Genomic DNA, 19,940 nt, shown 5'->3' with positions numbered 1-19,940 from the left:
CAGTTCCATGGCAATCGGAGCACTTGACGCCGCGGCCGCCTATGGCCGCGCGATGAAGACGGCTGCACCCTCGACCGGTGGCCTCACCGGTCTTGGCGACATGGCCGGCGGCATGTCCGCGGCGAGCGGCAGCACCGGCGGCAACTTCGCCGGCATGGTCGAATCCATGGTCACCGACGCCTCCACCTCGCTGCGCACCGCCGAGGCGGAAAGCGTCAAGCAGGTGGCGGGCAAGGGCGACCTGATCGACGTGGTGACGGCCATCGGGGCGGCGGAAACCGCGCTCGATACCGTCGTCGCCGTGCGCGACCGCGTGGTGAACGCCTATTCCGAAATCATGCGGATGCAGATCTAGAGCAAGTTCAAGGGAAAGTCGTCCGTCATGACCTCACCCGAAGCCATCGAGATCGCGCGCGCGGCGCTGGTGCTGGTGCTGACCATTGCCGGCCCCATGCTGAGCGCCGCGCTGATCGTCGGCGTCGTCATCGGCCTGCTCCAGGCGCTTACGCAAGTGCAGGAAATGACGCTGACTTTCGTGCCGAAGATCCTGGTGCTGGGGGTGGTGATGCTGCTCTCGCTGCCCATGATCGGGCACGCTCTCGGTGCCTTCATGGACCGCATCGCCGACGCCATAGTCACTGGCTGACGCGATGGGCGGCGCCTCTCTCGATATCGCCTCGCTGGCGGCGCTGCCGATCGACGCGGCGACGTTCCTGATCCTGTTCTGCCGGGTCGGCGCGGTGATCATGCTGTTGCCGGCCTTCTCGGAGGACACGATCCCGCCGCAGATCAGGCTGGTCATGGCGCTGGGCTTCACGCTCGGGCTTTACGGCATGCTTCAGGGACACGTTGCGCCTGCCGTGAAGTCCGAGGCATCGCTACCGCTGCTGGTGATCGGCGAAATGCTGGTGGGTATCGCCATGGGCATGATCGTGAAGATCCTGTTCAGCGCCGCCGCGATCGCCGGTTCCATCGCCAGCCAACAGGTGGGCCTTGCCTCGGCGCTCGTTGCGGACCCGTCGATGGGCGGCCAGGCGCCGCTGCTGTCGCGCCTGTTCGGCATCGCCGCGATCATCGTCTGCATGAGCCTGGGCGTCCATCACTTGTGGATCGCCTCGATCTTCCAGTCCTATTCCGTATTTCCGGTCGGCGGCCTGCCGCCCGCCGCGCAGTTCGCCGACCTCGCGGTGAAGGTCACGGGGCAGGCGATGGCGCTTGGAGTCAGCCTTTCCGCGCCGTTGATCCTCTACGGCGCGTTGTTCAATGTCGGGCTTGGCCTGGCAGCGCGCGTGGCGCCTTCGATCCAGGTGTTCTTCATTACCCAGCCGCTCAACCTGCTGCTTGGCATTTCGGTGCTGGCCATGACGCTCGGCACGATGCTGACCGCATTCGCTACTGCCATGGGCAGCTTCATGCAGAACGGATGGAGTTTCTGACGCCATGGCCGAGAGCGACAAGGACCAGCGGACCCACGAGCCGACCCAGAAGAAGCTGGAGGATGCGCGCAAGCGCGGCGAAGTGGCGATGGCGCCGGAAGTGCGCCACGCCACGATGATGGCCGGCGCGCTGATCGTCACCGGCTGGGTCGGCATCTCCGCAATCCGCCACCTGGGCATGATGATGACGCGCCTCTGGGGCAGCGCCGAGGACTATTCGCTCGATTCCGCCGGCGCGCAGAACCTGATGACCGGCGTGGCGCGCCATTTCATCGTTTCTCTGCTGCCGGTGTTGGGCGTGCTGTTCGCCTGCGCCGTCTCCATCATCTTTCTCCAGGGACGCGTGACGCTGAGCTGGTCGCGGCTGAAGCCGAAATGGTCCAAGCTCAATCCCGCCAGCGGCTTGAAGCGCATCTTCGGGATGCGCGCCCTGGTGGAGTTCGCCAAGACGCTCGCCAAGTTCAGCGCGATCGGCCTGGTGGTGTTCCTGGTGCTGAAGCCGCGCATGACCGGCTTCGATCAGCTTGTGGGCTTCGCGCCGGGCGCGGTGGGCGCGGCGGCGGGACAGATGGCGTTCGAGGCGATCCGCGCGGTGATGCTGCTGGTCCTGGCGCTGGCGCTGTTCGATTTCATCTACCAGCGCCGCGCCTTCATGAAGCGCATGATGATGACGCTTCAGGAAGTGAAGGACGAGCACAAGCAGAGCGACGGCGATCCCAAGATCAAGGCCAAGATCCGCCAGATCCAGATGCAGCGTTCGCGCAAGCGGATGATGGCGGCGGTGCCCGAGGCCAGCGTGATCATCACCAACCCCACGCACTATGCCATCGCGCTCAAGTACGATCACGGCGCCATGGCCGCGCCGGTGGTGGTGGCCAAGGGCGTGGACGCCATCGCCTTGCGCATTCGCGAGATCGCCACCGAATCCAAGGTGCCGATCGTCGAAAGCCCGCCGCTCGCCCGCGCGCTTTACGCCGCGGTCGATATCGACCGGCCGATCCCGATCGAACACTACGCCGCCGTTGCCGAGATCATCGGCTACGTCATGCGGCTTGCCCGGACCGGGCGGAAGTGAGGTGAAAATGCCGCGTCATTCCGCCGTCCGCCTCAGCAACCATCCTATAAGGTCAGTGATGCCAAAGCCTTTGAAATCGAGGATGCACGGATCCCTGCTGGCGCTGGCCGCCGGTGCCGCGCTGCTTGCGCCCGGTGTGGCGCTGGCGGGCCCGCAGCCGCGCATCAAGGACATCGTCGATGTCGAGAACGTGCGGCCGAACCAGTTGGTGGGCTACGGGCTGGTCGTGGGTCTTCAGGGCACCGGCGACCGTATCCGCAACGTGCCGTTCACCGAGGAAACGCTCCAGGCCATGCTCGAACGCATGGGCGTCAACATTCGCGGGACGCAGATGCTGACGCAGAACGTGGCAGCGGTGACAGTGACGGCCACCATGCCGCCCTACGCCCGCGCCGGTTCGACGATCGACGTGCAGGTCTCCGCACTGGGCGATTCCACCAGCCTGCAGGGCGGCATCCTGCTGGTCTCCTCGCTGCGCGCGCTCGATGGCGAGATCTATGCGGTGGCGCAGGGGCCGGTCGCCGTGTCCGGCTTCAAGGCGCAGGGCGCGGCCGCGAAGCTGAGCCGGGGCGTCATGACCACGGCGCGCATCGCCGGCGGCGCCATCGTCGAGCGCGAGGTTCCCTACGACCTGCGCTCGGCCCAGACGCTGAAGCTGGCGCTCAAGAACCCGGACTTCACCACGGCGCGCCAGATCGCCGCAACCATCAACCAGGAGGCCCCCGGCGCCGCGCAAGTGCTCGATCCCGGCACGGTGGAGATCAATCCCGCCGGCGGTTCGGTGATCGACCTCATCACTCGCGTCGAGAACCTGCCGGTGCAGGTGGACCAGGTCGCGCGCATCGTCATCAACGAGGCAGCAGGCACCGTGGTCATGGGTGCGGACGTGCGCGTCAGCCCCGTCGCCATCGCCCAGGGCGGCCTTACGATCAGCGTCACCGAGACGCCGATCGTCTCGCAGCCCGCGCCGTTCTCCAATGGCGAGACCACCGTGGTGCCGCGCACCCGCGTGGAGGCGGACGACGGCAGCGGCGCGCATCTGGCGGTGCTGAACAGCGGCACTTCGCTCCAGACCCTGGTCGCCGGTCTCAACTCGCTCGGCGTCAGCCCGCGCGACCTCATCACCATCCTGCAGGCGCTGCGCACGGCGGGCGCGCTTCAGGCCGAAATAGCGGTACAGTAAAGATGGCAGATCCGGTTCTTCCCTCGCTTCCTTCCCGCCCCGTCGTCCAGGCGCCGGACCGCAGCCCCGCCAAGGTGGCGCGCGATTTCGAAGGCGTCTTTGCCGGGCAGATCACCAAGATCATGCTGGAGACCGTCGAACAGGGCGAAGATTTCAACGGCGGCCACGGCGAGGAGATGTTCCGCGGCGTGCTGGCCGAGCAGATCGGCAACCAGATCGCGAAAGGCAAGGGGCTGGGCATCGCCTCGGCCGTGGAAGCGCAGATCATCCGCCTGCAGGGAGGTAGCGGCCATGCCCGATGAACTGATCGAGATCATGACCTCGCTGTCTATGGTCATGCGCGAGGAGACGGAGCGCCTGGAAGGCCGCGAGCGCGCGCTCGATCTGGCCGAACTGGCGGCCGCCAAGACGCGGCTGGTGGCGTCGCTGGAGGAAGTGCTCGCGCGGCGCAACCGGCTCGATCCGGAATGGACAGATCAGATGGACGACGAGACGCGGGAACGTCTGGCCGAAGCGCTGGGCGAACTGCGCGCCGCTTCGATGGTGAACTCGGCGCTGCTGGAGCGGCAGATCGACCTTTCGATGGAGATGATGGGTGCCATCGCCAATGAAGCCAAGCGGCTCTCGGGCAACCGCACTTACACTTATGGGGCGAAAGGCGACATCGCGCGCCTGGACCTGACGACGCCGATCTCGTTCAACACCGAATATTGATCGCCTGATACCGATTGCGGGGGGCTGCAAGGCGTGAAGGGCTCCCGGCGACACGATCGCCGGGAGCCCTTCATCGTTTCTACAAAGGGTTGCCGCGCGCCAGGAGAACGGCAGTGTCCGCAGCGGAGGCGGGGCGGCCGAACAGGTAGCCTTGCCCGAAAGCGCATCCCAGTTCGTGGAGGCGAAGCGCCTGCTCCGCCGTCTCGATACCTTCGGCGGTAACCGGCATCCCGAGGCTGCGGCCCAGATCGGCGACCACTTTCACCAACTTGCACCCCGCATCGCTGTCGAGCGACTGGACCAGGGTGCGGTCGATCTTGATCATGTCCAGCGGCAGCGCGCAGATTCGAGCGAGGCTGGCGTAGCCGGCGCCGAAATCGTCCAGAGCCACGCCGATGCCCGCTTCCCGCAGCGCCGCCAAGGTGGCCTGCGCCGCCTCGACGTCCTCCACCGAAGCGTTCTCGGTGATTTCCACGGTGATCCGGCTGGGCCTAATGCCGCTGGCAAAGACGATGCGCAGCAATCGCGTGGCGATGCCGGGATCGCAGACCTGCCGCGGGGCCAGATTGAGCGAGAGGCCGATGCCCTCGTCCCAGCCGCAGGCGTCGCGGCAGGCTTGGCGAAACATCGTATAGAGCAGTTCGTCGTCAAGGCCGACGTCCTCTGCCAGCGGCAGGAAGCAGTCCGGGCCGAGCAGGCCTTGGCGGGCGTGATCCCAGCGCGCAAGCGCCTCGAAGCGCACGATCTCGCGGGAGGGAAGGGCAACGATGGGCTGGTAATGCGGCACGAGTTCACCGCGCTGCAAGCCGCCGCGCAGATCTTCTTCCAGCGCCGCGCGGTCTACGAGGTGGGCCAGCATTTCCGGGACGAAGCTTCGCGCGCAATCTCCGCCGGCCTCCTTGGCTTGGGAGAGGGCGATCGAGGCGCCGCGCAGCAGTTCCGCGCCGGGATCCTCGCCAAGGAGATCGGTCGCGATGCCGATCGAGGCTGTTGGGTGGACGATATGACGGCCACGGCTGACAGGCTCCGCGATGGCCTTGAGCAATTGGCCGGCGATCTGCTCGGCGGCAGCTTGAGCCGCCCGGTCAGGCAGTAGGAGCGCGAACTCGTCCGCCCCCAGGTGGATCACCTGCGACGCGGGCAGAAAGCGGGAGCAGCGTTCGTGCACGACGTGGATGAGGATGTCGCCGGCCAGATGGCCGCAGAGATCGTTGACCAGCTTGAAGCGATCGAGATTCACCAGGAGCATCGAAATCGGTCCGGTGTGCAGCGAAGAGGCGTGATTGCCGTCAGCCGGCCCGGCGCGAAGGTCTTGCAGGGCCTGCTCGATCAGGCGCAACGGAGCTACCCGCAGGGGGGCGACAGGCCGTGCCGATGAGCGGGCCGTGGATCGCGGCGGGGGCCGCTCTCCATTCGGCTTGAACGGTCTGGGTGTGCGCATCGTGCTTTCCGGACGTCTGACACCCCATTATATCGCACCGGCGGGGACTGCGGTCCGGGCGACATGTCAATTGCTGTCATCTATTCGAAGACGCCTATTCGAAAACAGCTGCCAGTACAGTGGCCAGGTCGGCCGGATCGCGTTCGTCGATCGCCACTTCCAGATCCGGATTCTCGCTATAGCCGAGCATGCGGCCATGGCGATCCAGAGTTACCGAGAGCACGCGCAGGCCCTGTCCTTCGGTGACGACGGCGAGGCCACCGGCAGAGGGGAACCGATCGGGATCGACGATGAGGATCGATCGCCCCGGCAGCCCGGCGCCCAGTGTGGGACGGCCAAGCCGCAGGCCATAGGCGCGCGGTCCGGCATTGCGCGGGGCTTCTACCTGGTCTTCGGTCGGAGTGCGCGCGATCAGGCCTTCCGGAAGGGGACTGCCATAGACCGGCAGCAGGCGCTGAGCGGCTTCGGGGGGCGCGGCTTCGACGGGCGCGCTCTCCGGGGCAGGCTTGGCTTCCGGCGCTGCCGTTTTCAGCCTTGCAGTGCCCCGATCGAAGAGCGGATGCGGCATGCCCTTACCGGCGGGCGGGGCAACGGCGTCCTGCCCCTGGCGAAGCTCTTCGCGAAGAGCGGCGATGCGGGCGCGGGACTTGGCGATGCGAAGCTCGGGATTTGCCACCAGCGGCAGCGCTGCGTCGAGATCCCCGCGCTGGTGCGCTTCCTGCACGATCGCGGTCAGATCGGCGTCGCTGGAAGCGGCGAAAAGACGGCGCAGCGATCCACGAACGTCATCGTTCCAGCGGTCGTAAGGCTTTAGGGCGTTTTCGATCCTGGAGAGGATGACCGGGGCAATCCCATATTCCTGTTCCAGCGCAGCGATCGTCAGTGCGTCATCCGACCCGCGCCGGTTGCGCAACGCGGCGGCCAGCAGGACCGCGAAACGTTCCGCTTCGGGATCGGTGCGATCGTTGCCGTGGAGCGGATCGGCCCAGGCAGCGATGTCGAACTCCGGATCGTCGATGTCGATCAGCAGTTCTTCGGGGTCGATGCCCAGCGCGGTGGCAATGTCCCGCAGTTCTGCCGCACGGGAGAATATTTCGCCCCGCTCGATCTTCGAAAGGCGAATATAAGTGATCGTCGGAAGCTTATCCGACAACTCCAGCAGTGATCCAATATTCAACTGCTTGCGAAATTTCCGGATGCGGTTCGGAAAGACGAGCGTGCGATAAGCATCGATCTCGATAGCGGTCGGCGCCGTGGCAAGCGCCTTCCCAGTCCGCTTATGCGATCCAAGCGGTTTTTGGGTCATTGAAGCTCTTAATTTAGCTGTGGATGTGGATTTTGTTCCATGGAACGGACGGTTGGTCAATAATCCATTATGTATATCGTACCAAAGTGGGTCGGATCGTGGAGGGCGGCAATAACTTCCACTAGTATCCTTCCTATTTTGCACCATAACGGGTACTCTTGTCGTGTTTCCGGGAAATTTCAGCTTCATTGCAGGAAAAAATTTCCTCCTGCTTTGGAATACCCAGGCGAGTAACGACCTGCCTGTGATATCCAATTTAAGAAGCTGAAACTTAAGTAGGTTGTAGCCAGAACGTTCTCGACGTTATCTGGTTCCTCCTATCAGAATCCCCTTCCTCATTTTTAGGATTAGCGCCTGGCAACTTGAAGTCAGGCTGAACGCAGCGGCGTTGTCGAGGCGTGACGGCTATCGGTATCGGCTGGGCGTTGCGCTAATCCTAAAGAGGTAGAGCGGCGCCCGGCACGCGGACGGTATCCGCAAAAACAAAAGGGGGCCGCGCCCGCGAAGGACGGCGGCCCCCTGAAACACTTGCGAGGTCTACCTGCGAAACCTGCCGGCGCGCGGCAGGCTCCGACCGTCAGGGTCAGCCGCGCCCCAGCGCCGCCTTCATCAGGCCGATCTGCTTGCGATAGAGATTGGTCATGGCCGCGAAATCGGCCTGCACCTGGCCGAGGTTGAGAAGTTGATCTTCAAGAGTGACGTTGTTGCCGTCAGGTTTCGTTTCCGTGGTGTCGCCGTCCAGCACGATGTGGCTGCCCGCCTGAGGCGGCTTCGCGCCCAGAGCGGTCATGCCGCCGGACAGTTCCACGCGAGGGCGGGAAACGCGGGGCGCGCCGTTCGCCTGGCCATATTGCGAAACGAGCGAGGAGAAGTCCGGCGCCTCCATGGTGCGGGCCTTGAACCCCGGCGTCTCGTTGTTGGCGATGTTCTCGGCGATCACCCGCTGGTGGCCGGCCATGAACTTCATGGCCTGGCCCATGCCGTCGAAAATAGGAGGAAGAGATGACATGAAAGATTACCTCAGGAACCGGAAAGGCGCGACAGCGCGGCCTGGTAGTTGGCGAGTTGCTTCTGCTGGTAGGCCGAGCCGGCACCGGTGGCGAGCGTGCCGTCCACCTGCGCGGCCTTGCCGGAATCCCAGTAGAGCGAGCGATAGGCGGACTGGGTCATGGAAAGCGCGGCCGTGACCTTGGTAACCGCCGCGGCAGCGGTCTTGGCGTCGGTCAGGCTCAGCGAAAGCGAGAGATTGAGGCTGTAGACGCCGCCCGGCGTCACTTTCGGCGCATCCTTCACCGGCGTCTTGGACGCGACCAGCCGGACCGGATCGATGCCCAGCTTGGACAAGGCGTCCTTGCCGTCCGCCCCGGCGCCCAGCTCGATCTTGAAGCCGGACTTGACCTGGATGCGCAGCGTGGTTTCGCCGTCCACCTTGGGCGTGGTGATCGTCGCTTTGGTACCGGTGATCCGCGAAATCTTGTGCGACAGCGTGGCCATCGTCTCTTCCGCATCGATCGTGATCGTGCGCACGGCCCCGGCATCGACGCGGATGGTGAACTGGTCTCCGGCGCGCAGGCTGGTCTGCGACGTCAGGGTGGTCGATTCCTGCTGGTTGATCGTGCCCCGGCTGAGGCCCAGCGCGCCGAGCACGGTGGAACCGCCCGTGGCGACGGAGATCTTCACGGGCTCGGCTTTCCCGCTGGGCAGTCCCCATTGGGAAATCTTCTCGATTGCGCCACTGGCGGAATCGATGCGCGCGACGAAGCCGTCCACGGTGCCCGACCTGGTCCCGTCAAGCGCTCCGGCGGTACGGCCGCCTACGTAGAGCGTACCGTTGACATAGGCCACGCTGTCGGCCTGATCGGTCTCTGACGTGCCGATGTAGGTGGTGGAGGCCGTCGTCAGGCCCGCGTCGATCCGGGTGACGAAGGCATCCTGCCCGCCGCTCATGCCATTGACCTGGCTGCCGCTGGCGGGAGAGCTGGTCGAGCCGACCACCGCGATTTCGCCGCTGTCGGAAACCGCGATGGCGCGGGCGGTGACGTTGCCCAGCGAGATAGAGCCGAGGTCGGTACTCAATGAGGAGGCGTCGAGCCGGCGGACGGTGGCCACGCCTTTCTCGTTGGTCAGCGCCAGGAGATTGCCGGAGCCGTCTATCGCCAGCGACGAGATCGAATCCGAGCCGCCGCTGTCGATGATGCGACGTTCCTGCAGCTTGCCGGTGGCGTCCAGCCGGGCGACGAAAGCGTCGCCGCCGCCCGTGGACGCCCTGCCGGCAACGTAGATGCTGCCATCGTCGCCAACGGTCACGGCACTGGCGGTTTCGTTGCCGACCTGGCGGATCACGGTGCTGGACAATTCGCTGCCGGCCGCGCTGAAGCGGGCCACGAGCATGTCGGTCTGGCTGTCGTCGCTGTTGCTGAAGGCGCCGCTCACGGTGCCGGCGACGACGATATCCCCATTGGCGCCGATGGTGACGGCCGCGCCTTCGGCAGTACCGGCCGCGCCGAGGCTGCGCTGCCATACGACTTTGCCTTCGCTGTCGACCTTGGTGAGGAACAGGTCGTTGGCGCCGTCCGAGAGGTTGGAGCCGAGATCGCCCGCCGTCGTCCCGACGACGTAGCTGAACCCTTCGGCGTCGGTCACCACGGCGCGGGCCTCGGTGGCGGCGGCGACGGTGTAGTCCGGCTCGGTGGTATCGGTGGAGCTGGTTGTCGTGGTCTTGGTGGAAGCGGCCCGCGCGGCGGCGACGGCTTTCGCGGTTGCCGTCGCGGCGGTGTCCACGGCGTTGATCTTGTTGAGGCGCTGCCAGGAGAGTGAGCCCTCAAGATCCTCCACCCGATAGATGCGGGCTGCGGTGGGCGCGGAACTCGCCGTCTCGCCGCTGGCGATGATCAGCGCGTCCTCGGCGCCGACCTGGTCAATGGCGACCTTTTCGATGCCGCTGGGATTGAAGACCAGGCCCCATTTGCCGTCGTTCTTCTCGACGGTGAAGGAGGATTTCCACTTGCTGACCGGGTTGCCGTCCGCATCGACGACGGGATTGCCGCTGGTGTCCGTCGATTGCGTCGCACCGATGGCCGCGTTGATGGCGGCGGCGACCGAATCCAGCGTCGGCGGCTGCGTCGTCTGCGACAGGTCCACCTGCACCGTCTCGGACGTCGTGCCGCGCGTGAGCTTGATTTGCAGCACTTCGTTGCCGGTCATTCCGGCAATGGCCGCGTCACGGGTCTTGGAAACGCCTTCGCCGGCAATCTTGGTGGTGATCCCGGCAGGCTTCGTGCCGACCGTGGTCGCGACGCTGGAAGGCGTCCCGAAATTCATGCTGAGCAGGTCGGTCGCGGCCGATCCCAGATAGGACTGGAGATCAGCCAGGCCTTTCGCGAAGGCCTTTTGCAGCGATGCGCGTTCCGAAGAGGAGGTGGTGGCCTTGGCCGCGCTCTCCGCGAGGATGCGCAGGCTGTCCAGCGCCTTGTAGGTGGTGAAGGCGGTCTGCACGTCGGGCAGATCCTCAAGGTTGCTGTCCTTGGTCGTGTCCACGATCGACAGCATCTTCTTGATGGCCTGGATCTGGCTGCTCACCGGTCGGGTGTCCGCATCTTCCTGCCAGGGCGGTGTGGTTTCCGGGACGGCGAGGGTGAAAGCCTTCTTCGCCTTCATCACGGCTGCACTGTCCAGAGTCGCCAGCGAGGTCGAAAGCGCGGAATAGGCGCTGGTGCCGCCCAGAACAGACAGGCCGATCAACCCATTGTTTAAATTTATCGCCAATTCTGTCTCCATCGGGTGGCGGCACGCGCCTTCCTCCTATAAATAGAGGGAACAGCGCCCAGACCGTGCGGGATCGAGCAATTTTTCGGGGGTATCGAAGTGACGATGATGGCCGCGGTGGTTGAGCCGCCGGAACTCAAGAAATACTCGGGAATGCAGCGCGCTGCGGCGTTGATGCTGGCGCTTGGCCGTGACCATGGCGGTCCGATCTGGGAGCAGCTCAACACCGACGAGATCAAGGAGCTGTCCTCCACGATCGCGCAGCTCGGCCGGGTGCCCTCGGTCGTGGTCGAGCATCTGCTGGTGCAGTTCTCCGGCGAAGTATCGAGCATGGCGTCGCTGCATGGCTCCTACGAAACCACCGAAAGGCTGCTGGAAGGCATCCTGTCGGCGGATCGCGTCAAGGAGATCATGGAGGACATTCGCGGTCCTTCCGGTCGCACGATGTGGGACAAGCTGTCCAACGTCAGCGAGGCTGTGCTCGCCGGTTACCTCAAGAACGAATATCCGCAGACGGTTGCGGTGATCCTGCACAAGCTGCGGCCGGATCATGCCGCGCGCGTGCTGTCGGAACTGCCGCGCGAGTTCGCCACCGATGTGGTCATGCGCATGCTGCGGATGGATACGGTGCAGAAGGACGTGATCGTCCAGGTCGAGCAGACGCTCAAGAGCGAGTTCATGACCAACCTGTCGCGTGCCCAGCGCCGCGATCCGCACGAGACCATGGCCGAACTGTTCAACGCGCTCGATCGTTCGACCGAGGAAGCCATGCTCGGCGCACTCGACGAAAAGGCGCCGGAATCGGCCGAACGCATTCGTGCGCTCATGTTCACTTTCGAGGATCTGGGCAACCTGCTGCCGGGCGCGATCCAGACGATCGTGCGCAACTGCAACAAGCGCGAACTGGCACTGGCACTCAAGGGCTCGCCGGAAGAGATGAAGAAGATGTTCTTCAACGCCATGACCGAGCGCGCCGCCAAGCTGATGCGCGACGACATGGCCGCCATGGGACCGGTCCGCGCGCGCGAATGCGAGGAAGCGCAGACCGCACTGGTGCGTCTGGCCAAGTCGCTTGGAGATCGCGGCGAGATCATGCTGGTCGATCCCAAGAGCGACGATGCGATGATCTATTGATCGGTGCGATGGCCCGCTTAAACTTCCGCGCGTGCAGGCCAAGTGGCTGGGCAGGCGGGAAAGATTCCGGTATCCGGTGCGCTCGCGGCTATTGTCGCGAGCTTGCCATTTGGGGAAGCCAATGGCGTATCGGCTGAACGATTCAGAACTGTTTCACACGTTGCGGTGCAATGTCCGCGACGAACGGCCGGAAGGTCGTGCGAATTCCGAGGGTGCGGCGATGATGGAGGATCCCATGACCATTCAGCCATTCGGTTTCGACAGGATATTTCGATTCCCTAACAGTGAGCAGCCGGCCGTCGACGAGCGGCGGCACGACGAGTTGCGTGAACATGTCGAGGAACTCCAGGCCCGGATCGAGCGCCTGCATGAGGATCACGTCGCCGAGCTTGCACGGGCTCGCGTCGATGGCTTCGAGGCAGGGCTGGAGCAGGCGCGGGGCGAGCGGGCGGAAGCCATGCTCGCTGCCACGGACGCGCTTCATGCCTCGATCGACGATGTCGAGCGCCGCTTCGATGCGGTGATGGACCAGGTCATCGCGGAAGCCGGGGCGATCGCGCTCCAGGCCGCCGAACTGCTGGCCGGACATGCCATTACCGCACAGCCGGCGCGCGCCATCGATGAGGCGCTGACCCGTGCGCTCGATCAGGTCGCGCGCGATACCGCCCTGTCGATCCGCGCCAATCCCGCCATGCGCGAGGATATCGAGCGTCTGGTGGAGGATCGCCGCGCGCGCGAGCGCCGCTCGATGTCCATCGTGGTGGTCGACGACGAGACGCTGCCCCTCGGCGATGCCCATATCGGCTGGGCGGAAGGCGGTCTCAACGTGGACGCCGCGTCGCGTCGCGCCGCCGTCATGGCCGAACTCGCCGGTGTTCTGGGAACCGCAGCCGGCCGGGAAGACGCCGCGTAAACTTTTCCTGTTCCCGGCAAGAGTTGCCTAGCTTCTTATCCTATAATGTCAGGGGCGACACCAGGGGGTGACGCCGCTGACACAAGAGGCGACTTTTGAACCCGTTGCGGAACTTTATCGAGCAGATCGGCCCCCGCCGGGCCCTGCTGATGGGCGGCGTGGCCCTGGCCCTGCTGGTCGGCCTCGGATGGATGGCCTTCCGCACCCCTGCGGCCGAGATGGGCTATCTCTATACCGATCTCGACCCATCGGCGGCGCAATCTATCACCGAGAAGCTGAAGGGGCAGAACGTCCCCTTCCAGATCTCCGCCGACGGCACCGCGGTGATGGCGCCGGTCGACAAGCTGGCGCAGCTGCGGATGTCGATGGCCTCCGAGCAACTGGGCGGCAAGATCGGCTATGAAGTGCTCGACGCTGAAGAGCCTTTCGGCATATCCTCCTCGCGCGCCAAGCTGAACGAGACCCGCGCCATCGAAGGCGAACTGGTCCGCTCGATCGAGAGCCTCGAAAAAGTCAGCAAGGCCCGTGTCCACGTGGTCATGCCCGAGCGTGCGATGTTCGAGACCGAACCGCGCAAGGCCAGTGCCTCGGTGACGGTGAAGACCAACGGTCGCCTTTCCGGCGAGCAGATCCAGGCGATCCGCTACCTCGTTGCTTCCGCCGTTCCCGATCTCAATCCCGAGGCCGTCTCGATCGTCGACCAGACCGGCGCGCTGCTGGCGCGGGCGGGCGAGGGCGGCGATGCCGGGGCAGGCAATCTCGAAGACCGCCAGACTGCCGTGGAAGCGCGCCTGCGCAGCGAAATCGAGGGCATGATCGAGCCGATCGTCGGCCAGGGCAAAGTCCGCGCCGAAGTGGCCGCCGTGCTGGAACGCGATCAGGTGCGTGAGGAATCGGAAGTCTTCGATCCCGACACCCAGGTCATCGCGCATCAAACGACGGTCGAATCCAGCAACCAGAGCGATGAGAACTCCGCCGGTGCCGACGGCGTGACGGTCGGCGCGCAGCTGCCGGACAACCAGGGTAACGTGAACGGCAGCGGCGGCGATGCTCGTCGCTCGGCCCAGAACGAGACATCGGAAGACGTCACCTACCAGAACAGCCGCACCCAGAAGGTTGCCGTCCGCACGCCGGGCCAGGTAAAGCGCCTGACGGTGGCGGTCATGGTGGACGGCGGGCCGCAGGGCCTGCCCGCGCCGCAAGTCCAGCGCCTCCAGCGCCTGGTCGAGAACGCGGTGGGCTTCGATGCCGAACGCGGCGACAGCGTGGTGGTCGAGAACATGGCCTTCAACGCGCCGACCGACCTCGACGGCGCGGACGGCGGGTTGCCCTTCGGCCTGACCTGGGAGCGCATCTTCGACGTTCTCAAGGTGCTGATCGTGGGCGGCGTGATCCTCTTCGCCATCAAGATGCTCAAGCCCAAGCTGGCCCCGCCGCCACTGGTCGAGGGCGTGGTGGAGCAGCGCCTGACTGCGGACGACGCCGAACTCATGGCGCTCAACGAGCGTGCCGCCGAGGGCGACGAGGACGCCATGCGCCAGCTTGAGGAAAAGCGCGCGGCCGAGGGCGAGATGCTCGATCAGGAAATCGCGCTGGCGCAAGTGGACGGGCGCATCAAGCTCTCGGCGCTGCGCCGCATCGGTGACGCCATCTCGGCCAGTCCCGCAGAATCCGCATCCGTAATCCGTCAATGGATGAACAGCTGAAAGGTATGACCATGAGCGACGAGCTCGAGCCGCGCCAACTGGCGCCTGCTCACCTGTCCGACGAAATTCCCGCAGACGGCAACTTCGAGGAGCAGGCGATCCCGCCGCGCCCCACCACGCCGCCCACCCCGGACGATCTCCAGGCCGTGTTCGACGTGCCGGTGAAGGTCCAGGCCGTGCTGGGCCGGTCGCGGATGGATATCGGCGATCTGCTGCGCCTCAAGCCCGGCATGGTGGTCGAACTCGACCGCCGCGTGGGCGAGCCGGTGGACATCTTCGTCAACAATCGCCTGATCGCGCGCGGCGAAGTGGTGCTGATCGACAGCACGCTGGGCATCACGCTCACCGAAATCGTCCGGCAGGAGGCATGATGCCTCCATCCGAACACGATCCCACGCGGCTCATGCTGGTCGGCGATCTCGGAAACGCGATGGGCCTTGCGGTGGAGATGGTGCGCGGCTCGCCCGCCAGCATCGCCGTGGGCACTGCCAACTCCACCGTGTTCGAGGACTGGCACCGCGCGCGCGCCGATCTCGTGGTCGTAGATATCGCCGTGAACCTGGAGGACGTCCTCGCCCGCCTGCGCGGCGAGCGGGCCGACGATATGGTTTCGGTGGGTCCGTCAGTGGGCATGGCCGTTTCCGAACTCGTCGGTCAGAACATTGCCGACGTCGAGCGCGAACTGATCCTCAAGACTCTCGAACATTGCCGGGGCAACCGCACCAATGCGGCCTCGATGCTGGGCATCTCGGTCCGGACCATGCGCAACAAGCTGCGCACGTTCCTGTCCGACGGCGTTCCGGTGCCTCCCGGCCTGATCCGACACCACTGACCCATAGGCATCCGGTGACCCGATGAACGCAATCGTTTCTGCAAGGCTGGACCAGTTCCTGACGCGCCTCGGCCCCAGCCGCGATCTCGCGCTGGCGCTGGGCGTCAGTGCGATCATCGGCATGCTGATCCTGCCGATGCCGGGCTGGATGCTCGACATGGGCCTGGCCCTGTCGATCACCGCATCGGTGCTGATCCTGATGACGGCGCTGTTCATCGAGAAGCCGCTGCAACTGTCCAGCTTCCCGACGATCCTGCTGATCGTGACGATGCTGCGTCTCGGCCTCAACCTTGCCTCGACGCGCCTGATCCTGGGCCACGGGCATGAGGGGCACCATGCGGCCGGCGGGGTGATCGCGGCCTTCGGCGAGTTCCTGATGGGCGGCGAGACCGTCATCGGCCTCACCATCTTCGCGATCCTGATCGTCATCAACTTCGTGGTCATCACCAAGGGCGCGGGCCGCATCGCCGAAGTGGCGGCGCGCTTCAGCCTCGATGCCATGCCCGGCAAGCAGATGGCGATCGATGCCGATCTCAATGCCGGCACGATCACCGAGACGCAGGCGCGCGAGCGCCGCGCCGAGATCGAGGCGGAGAGCGGCTTCTACGGTGCCATGGACGGTGCCTCGAAGTTCGTGAAGGGCGATGCCGTTGCCGGCCTGCTGATCACGGCGATCAACATCGTGGTCGGACTGATCATCGGCGTCGCCATCCACGGCGTGCCGTTCGGGGAGGCCTTCACCACCTACACCATCCTCACCGTGGGCGACGGCCTGGTCAGCCAGATCCCGGCGCTGATCGTCTCCACGGCGGCCGGTCTGCTCGTCTCCAAGGGCGGCGTCGTCGGCAAGACCGGCGCGGCGCTGGGCGACCAGCTGGGTCGCTATCCCAAGGCGTTCGGTATCGTCGCGGTGCTGATGGGCGTGCTCGCGCTGATGCCGGGCCTGCCGTTCATACCCTTCGCGGCGATGGCCGGGATGTGCGGATGGATGGCGTGGTCGATGTCGCGCAAGGCGCAGGCCACTGCCGCGCAGGAGCGCATGCAGGAGGCGATGGCGCAGCAACAGCAGATGGAGGCGCAGGCCGAGGAGCCGATCTCGCGCACATTGGCGATCGACGCGCTGCGTATCGAACTGGGCTATGGCCTGCTGCCGCTGATCAACGATTCCCAGGCCGAGCCGCGCCTGGACGACCAGGTCCGCGCATTGCGCCGCCAGATGGCGATCGACTACGGCTTCGTGCTGCCTTCCGTCCGCATCCTGGACAACATGGCGCTGCTGCCCAATGAATATATCGTCTTCGTCAAGGAAACCGAGATCGCGCGCGGAGAGCTGCGCATCGGCAAGCTGCTGGTGATCAATGCCGCCGGGCAGGACATCGGCATTCGCGGCGAACCCACCAAGGAGCCGGTGTTCCAGCTTCCCGCGCTGTGGATCGACCGCGACATGCGCCAGGAAGCGGGCTTCCGGGGCCTGACCGTCGTCGATTGCGGCACTGTCGTCACCACCCACCTGACCGAGATCGTCAAGGACAACATCGCCGACCTGCTATCCTATGGCGAGACGCAGAAGCTGCTGAACGAAGTCCATAAGGAAACCGAGAAGCTGATCGCGGACCTCATTCCGGCCAAGATCTCCATCTCCGGCGTGCAGCGCGTGCTCCAGAACCTGCTGGCAGAAAGCGTGTCGATCCGTGACATCCCGACGATCCTCGAAGGCATTGCGGAAGCGACGGCGATGACCGGCAACCTTACGCAAGTGACCGAGCATGTCCGCGCCCGGCTCGCCCGCCAGATTTCGGCGCAGCAGACCTTCGACGGCACGATCCCCATCGTCACGCTGGGCGGCGAATGGGACGAAGCCTTCGGAGAGGCGATCGTCGGGCAGGGCGACGATCGCCACCTGGCCATGGCGCCCTCGCAGCTCCAGGCCTTCATCGGATCGGTTCGCGATACTTACGACCGGCTGGCCGGGCAGGGCGAGATTCCCTGCCTGCTGACGAGCCCACCGCTGCGCCCCTTCGTGCGCTCGATCATCGAGCGCGTGCGCCCGGCCACGGTGGTGCTGTCGCAAAACGAGATCCATCCGCGCGCCCGCCTGCGCAGCCTGGGAAATGTCGGCTGATTATGGCCGCAAATGCCCGGATCGCCGACCGGCTGGGTCGCAATCCTTCTATGATGACATGATGGCCGCTGTTCGTCGGCCGGGAGACGTCTTGCAATGCCGGTTTCGGTGAATTCCCTGTTTCCGATGGCCGCTGCTGCTGTCGGCCCCACGTCGGCGGCCGACAGCCTGGCCGGTGCCCTGAAAGGCGTGAACGCGGCTGCGGGATCGTTCCAGTCGCTGCTCGGCGCGGCCCGGCTGGCGCCGACGAAGACCGCCGTCCCGGCAGGCTCGACGGCCCCGGAGCAGGCGGCAGCTTCCGATCCGGCCGTCATGCCGGCAACCGCCGCCGACACCCTGACGGGCGAGATGGCCCCACTGCCGCAGGTCGCGGCGGAGCCCGCGCTGCCAGAGACCCCTGCTGCCGATGCAAAGCCGGTGGGCAAGGACCAATCTGCTGCCCCGAGTGAGAACGCGGGCAGCTCCGACAAGGCGCCGGTTGCCGAGCATATCAAGCCCCAGGTCGCCGCAAGGCAACCGCTCCTGTCGGAACTCGTCAAACAGGCCGCCTCGCCTGAAAGCGCCGATGCCGGGGGAGAAACCCAGGCCATCGCCGTGGATGAGGCTTCGGACGATGCCGATGCTCCCGCCGCCAAACACGGTGAGGCGGATGCTGCGGATATCGTTCCGGTCCTTCAGGTGCAGGTGCCGCAAACCGCACAGACAGCGCCCGCCGCTTCGTTGCAACCGCAACTCGCGGTCGGTCAGCAGGCCGTGAACGTCGCTGACGATGGTGTTGCTGGCGATGCCGCCAAGGACAAGAGCGAGGGCGCCGGCAAGGTTTCGGCCAAATCCGCGAAGGCCGGTACCGCGGCAATCGCCTTCGAAAAGGCCGTACCGGAGGCGTCGGCCCCGCGCAGCCAGGGGACGATAGCCACCGCTGCCGGTGCGGCCGAAGCTGCACCGGATCAGGCCCCTTCTTCGACCGACACCAGCCTGTCCACGCCCCTGTTCACCCAGACGCTGACAGGCACGGCCAGCCGTCCGGCCGCGCTGCCTTACGCACCGGCGCCGCAGACCGCTGCGCAGAGCGCCACGGTTTCCGTGCAGCAGGGACAGTTCGGCAACGACATCGGCGTCGAGATCGCCCGCGCCCTCGACAAGGGCAGCGACGATCTGCTTATCCGCCTCGACCCGCGTCACATGGGCAGGATCGACGTGCGGCTTTCCTTCGATCACGACGGCGTCCTGCGTGCGATCGTCTCGGCCGACAGCGCGTCCTCGCTGGATATGCTGCGCCGGGAAAGCACGGATCTGGGCCGCGCCCTGGCCGATGCCGGGGTCCGTTCCGACGGCCAGTCCCTGCGCTTCGACAGCCGGTCAGGCGGGCAGGGCGGCGGGCGCTGGCAGGGCGACCAGCAAGGCCAGCACCAGGCCGGACACCAGTCCCAGGGCGGCGGCCTTTCAGACGGCTTCGGCGGGAGCGACGACCCGATCTATCGGCCCCTGCGCAGCAGCGGCCATGTCGATCTCATGGCATAAGGCAGTAGCACAATGACAACCGTTTCAGGCACTTCGTCCACGGCGACGACCGACAAGACCGCGGCATCCACTTCGGGCCTGCTGGCCGACTACAACCTGTTCCTCAAGCTGCTGACGACGCAGATGACGCATCAGGATCCGCTCGATCCCATGGACACTTCCGAATATACCCAGCAGCTCGTGCAGTATTCGCAGGTAGAACAGTCGATCCAGCAGACCGGCAAGCTGGGCGACATCCTGGGCCAGCTGGCATCGCAGCAGATGTCGGCCGCTTCGAACTATATCGGCCGCGAGGCGCGCTTCGACTCGCCGGTGGCAGGCCTGGGCGATGCTCCGGCCCAGTGGACCTACTACGTCGACGGAACGCCGTCCGCGCTCACGGCCACGATCAAGGATTCCGCCGGCAAGGTGGTGAACACCGTCAAGCTCGATCCGGCCAGCCAGGGCACCTACAAGTGGGACGGCACCAAGGCGGACGGCACGAAGGCGGAAAACGGCGCCTATACGCTTTCGGTAGAGGCCACCAATACCGCCGGCGACAAGCTGGACACCACGATCAATTCGGTCGCGGTCGTCAGCGACGTGGTGACCGACGGGACCAACATCATGCTCGGCGTGAACGGCATCCGCATGTCGGCCTCCGGCCTTGTCGCCATCGCTGCGGCCGGCACCAATACCGACGATTGAGGTCCACGTTCTTCCCGGCCGGGTGATCACATCGGGCCGGGATGAACGGCCTGCTTGCGATCCGGATAAAGTTCGCCCCTGAACCGCCATCGCGGTTCAGGGGCG

20 protein-coding genes are annotated in these 19,940 nt (G+C 65.5%); 15 read left to right on the top strand and 5 right to left on the bottom strand.

Annotated features, from left to right (window positions below):
• Window positions 1–7: 7 nt before the first annotated feature.
• The 7 genes from RT424_RS01115 (at window position 8) to RT424_RS01085 (ending at window position 4,408) form a co-directional block, all read left to right on the top strand.
• Window positions 8–355 carry a flagellar hook-basal body complex protein FliE gene (locus RT424_RS01115; protein ID WP_313433861.1) on the top strand — a complete coding sequence of 116 codons (348 nt, stop codon included), beginning with the start codon at window positions 8–10 and terminating at the stop codon, window positions 353–355.
• A 27-nt stretch (window positions 356–382) separates the two neighbouring features.
• On the top strand, window positions 383–646 hold the full coding sequence (locus tag RT424_RS01110) for a flagellar biosynthetic protein FliQ (RefSeq protein WP_313433859.1): 264 nt from the start codon (window positions 383–385) through the stop codon (window positions 644–646).
• Between the two features lie 4 nt (window positions 647–650).
• On the top strand, window positions 651–1,436 hold the full coding sequence (gene fliR / locus RT424_RS01105) for a flagellar biosynthetic protein FliR (RefSeq protein WP_313433858.1): 786 nt from the start codon (window positions 651–653) through the stop codon (window positions 1,434–1,436).
• A 4-nt stretch (window positions 1,437–1,440) separates the two neighbouring features.
• Window positions 1,441–2,511: a flagellar biosynthesis protein FlhB gene (flhB, locus tag RT424_RS01100; protein ID WP_313433856.1), complete on the top strand. Its 1,071-nt coding sequence runs from the start codon at window positions 1,441–1,443 to the stop codon at window positions 2,509–2,511.
• An 82-nt stretch (window positions 2,512–2,593) separates the two neighbouring features.
• Window positions 2,594–3,694, top strand: coding sequence for a flagellar basal body P-ring protein FlgI (locus RT424_RS01095; protein WP_313433855.1), 1,101 nt, complete (start codon window positions 2,594–2,596; stop codon window positions 3,692–3,694).
• Window positions 3,695–3,696: 2 nt separating this feature from the next.
• Window positions 3,697–3,996, top strand: coding sequence for a rod-binding protein (locus RT424_RS01090; protein ID WP_313433853.1), 300 nt, complete (start codon window positions 3,697–3,699; stop codon window positions 3,994–3,996).
• On the top strand, window positions 3,986–4,408 hold the full coding sequence (locus RT424_RS01085; RefSeq protein WP_313433850.1) for a flagellar biosynthesis protein FlgN: 423 nt from the start codon (window positions 3,986–3,988) through the stop codon (window positions 4,406–4,408). Before RT424_RS01090 ends, RT424_RS01085 begins: the two co-directional genes overlap by 11 nt.
• Window positions 4,409–4,487: 79 nt before the next feature.
• Here the strand turns inward: RT424_RS01085 and RT424_RS01080 are convergent, their stop codons facing one another.
• The 4 genes from RT424_RS01080 to RT424_RS01065 form a co-directional block, all read right to left on the bottom strand.
• Complete coding sequence (locus RT424_RS01080) at window positions 4,488–5,849, bottom strand: bifunctional diguanylate cyclase/phosphodiesterase (RefSeq protein ID WP_313433849.1); 1,362 nt, start codon at window positions 5,847–5,849, stop codon at window positions 4,488–4,490.
• 94 nt (window positions 5,850–5,943) lie between these two features.
• A complete protein-coding gene (locus RT424_RS01075) occupies window positions 5,944–7,002 on the bottom strand; it encodes an XRE family transcriptional regulator (RefSeq protein WP_313433848.1) in 1,059 nt (352 codons plus the stop codon).
• A gap of 736 nt (window positions 7,003–7,738) precedes the next feature.
• Window positions 7,739–8,164: a flagellar biosynthesis protein FlgB gene (locus tag RT424_RS01070; protein WP_313433847.1), complete on the bottom strand. Its 426-nt coding sequence runs from the start codon at window positions 8,162–8,164 to the stop codon at window positions 7,739–7,741.
• Window positions 8,165–8,175: 11 nt separating this feature from the next.
• Complete coding sequence (locus tag RT424_RS01065; protein ID WP_313433845.1) at window positions 8,176–10,920, bottom strand: hypothetical protein; 2,745 nt, start codon at window positions 10,918–10,920, stop codon at window positions 8,176–8,178.
• 105 nt (window positions 10,921–11,025) lie between these two features.
• On the opposite strand from RT424_RS01065, the gene fliG reads away from it, so the two are divergent.
• Window positions 11,026–12,054 (top strand): flagellar motor switch protein FliG, encoded by a 1,029-nt coding sequence (gene fliG, locus RT424_RS01060; RefSeq protein ID WP_409521416.1) that lies wholly within the window; start codon window positions 11,026–11,028, stop codon window positions 12,052–12,054.
• A gap of 142 nt (window positions 12,055–12,196) precedes the next feature.
• Here the strand turns inward: fliG and RT424_RS01055 are convergent, their stop codons facing one another.
• Complete coding sequence (locus RT424_RS01055; RefSeq protein ID WP_313433842.1) at window positions 12,197–12,538, bottom strand: hypothetical protein; 342 nt, start codon at window positions 12,536–12,538, stop codon at window positions 12,197–12,199.
• Here RT424_RS01055 and RT424_RS01050 point away from each other — a divergent pair.
• The 7 genes from RT424_RS01050 to RT424_RS01020 all read left to right on the top strand — a co-directional run bounded on the left by RT424_RS01050 (window position 12,512) and on the right by RT424_RS01020 (window position 19,835).
• On the top strand, window positions 12,512–12,967 hold the full coding sequence (locus tag RT424_RS01050; RefSeq protein ID WP_313433841.1) for a FliH/SctL family protein: 456 nt from the start codon (window positions 12,512–12,514) through the stop codon (window positions 12,965–12,967). The genes RT424_RS01055 and RT424_RS01050 overlap by 27 nt on opposite strands.
• A 95-nt stretch (window positions 12,968–13,062) precedes the next feature.
• Window positions 13,063–14,673: a flagellar basal-body MS-ring/collar protein FliF gene (fliF, locus tag RT424_RS01045; RefSeq protein ID WP_409521412.1), complete on the top strand. Its 1,611-nt coding sequence runs from the start codon at window positions 13,063–13,065 to the stop codon at window positions 14,671–14,673.
• Between the two features lie 11 nt (window positions 14,674–14,684).
• On the top strand, window positions 14,685–15,044 hold the full coding sequence (fliN, locus tag RT424_RS01040) for a flagellar motor switch protein FliN (protein WP_313433840.1): 360 nt from the start codon (window positions 14,685–14,687) through the stop codon (window positions 15,042–15,044).
• The gene (locus RT424_RS01035; protein ID WP_313433838.1) at window positions 15,044–15,505 is read left to right on the top strand and encodes a helix-turn-helix domain-containing protein; all 462 of its coding nucleotides are present in this window, start codon (window positions 15,044–15,046) and stop codon (window positions 15,503–15,505) included. Before fliN ends, RT424_RS01035 begins: the two co-directional genes overlap by 1 nt.
• A 22-nt stretch (window positions 15,506–15,527) precedes the next feature.
• Window positions 15,528–17,627, top strand: a complete 2,100-nt coding sequence (gene flhA, locus RT424_RS01030) for a flagellar biosynthesis protein FlhA (RefSeq protein ID WP_313433837.1) — start codon at window positions 15,528–15,530, stop codon at window positions 17,625–17,627.
• Window positions 17,628–17,753: 126 nt separating this feature from the next.
• Window positions 17,754–19,148, top strand: coding sequence for a flagellar hook-length control protein FliK (locus tag RT424_RS01025; protein WP_313433836.1), 1,395 nt, complete (start codon window positions 17,754–17,756; stop codon window positions 19,146–19,148).
• Between the two features lie 12 nt (window positions 19,149–19,160).
• Entirely contained in the window at window positions 19,161–19,835 is a 675-nt protein-coding gene (locus RT424_RS01020) for a flagellar hook capping FlgD N-terminal domain-containing protein (RefSeq protein ID WP_313433834.1), read from the top strand.
• The last annotated feature ends 105 nt before the right edge of the window (window positions 19,836–19,940 follow it).

The sequence above is a fragment of the Novosphingobium sp. genome, assembly GCF_032093395.1.
Classification (GTDB): Bacteria; Pseudomonadota; Alphaproteobacteria; order Sphingomonadales; family Sphingomonadaceae; genus Novosphingobium.
Note: the sequence above shows the minus strand (reverse complement) of the source record. Positions and strands in the feature narration are given on the sequence as shown.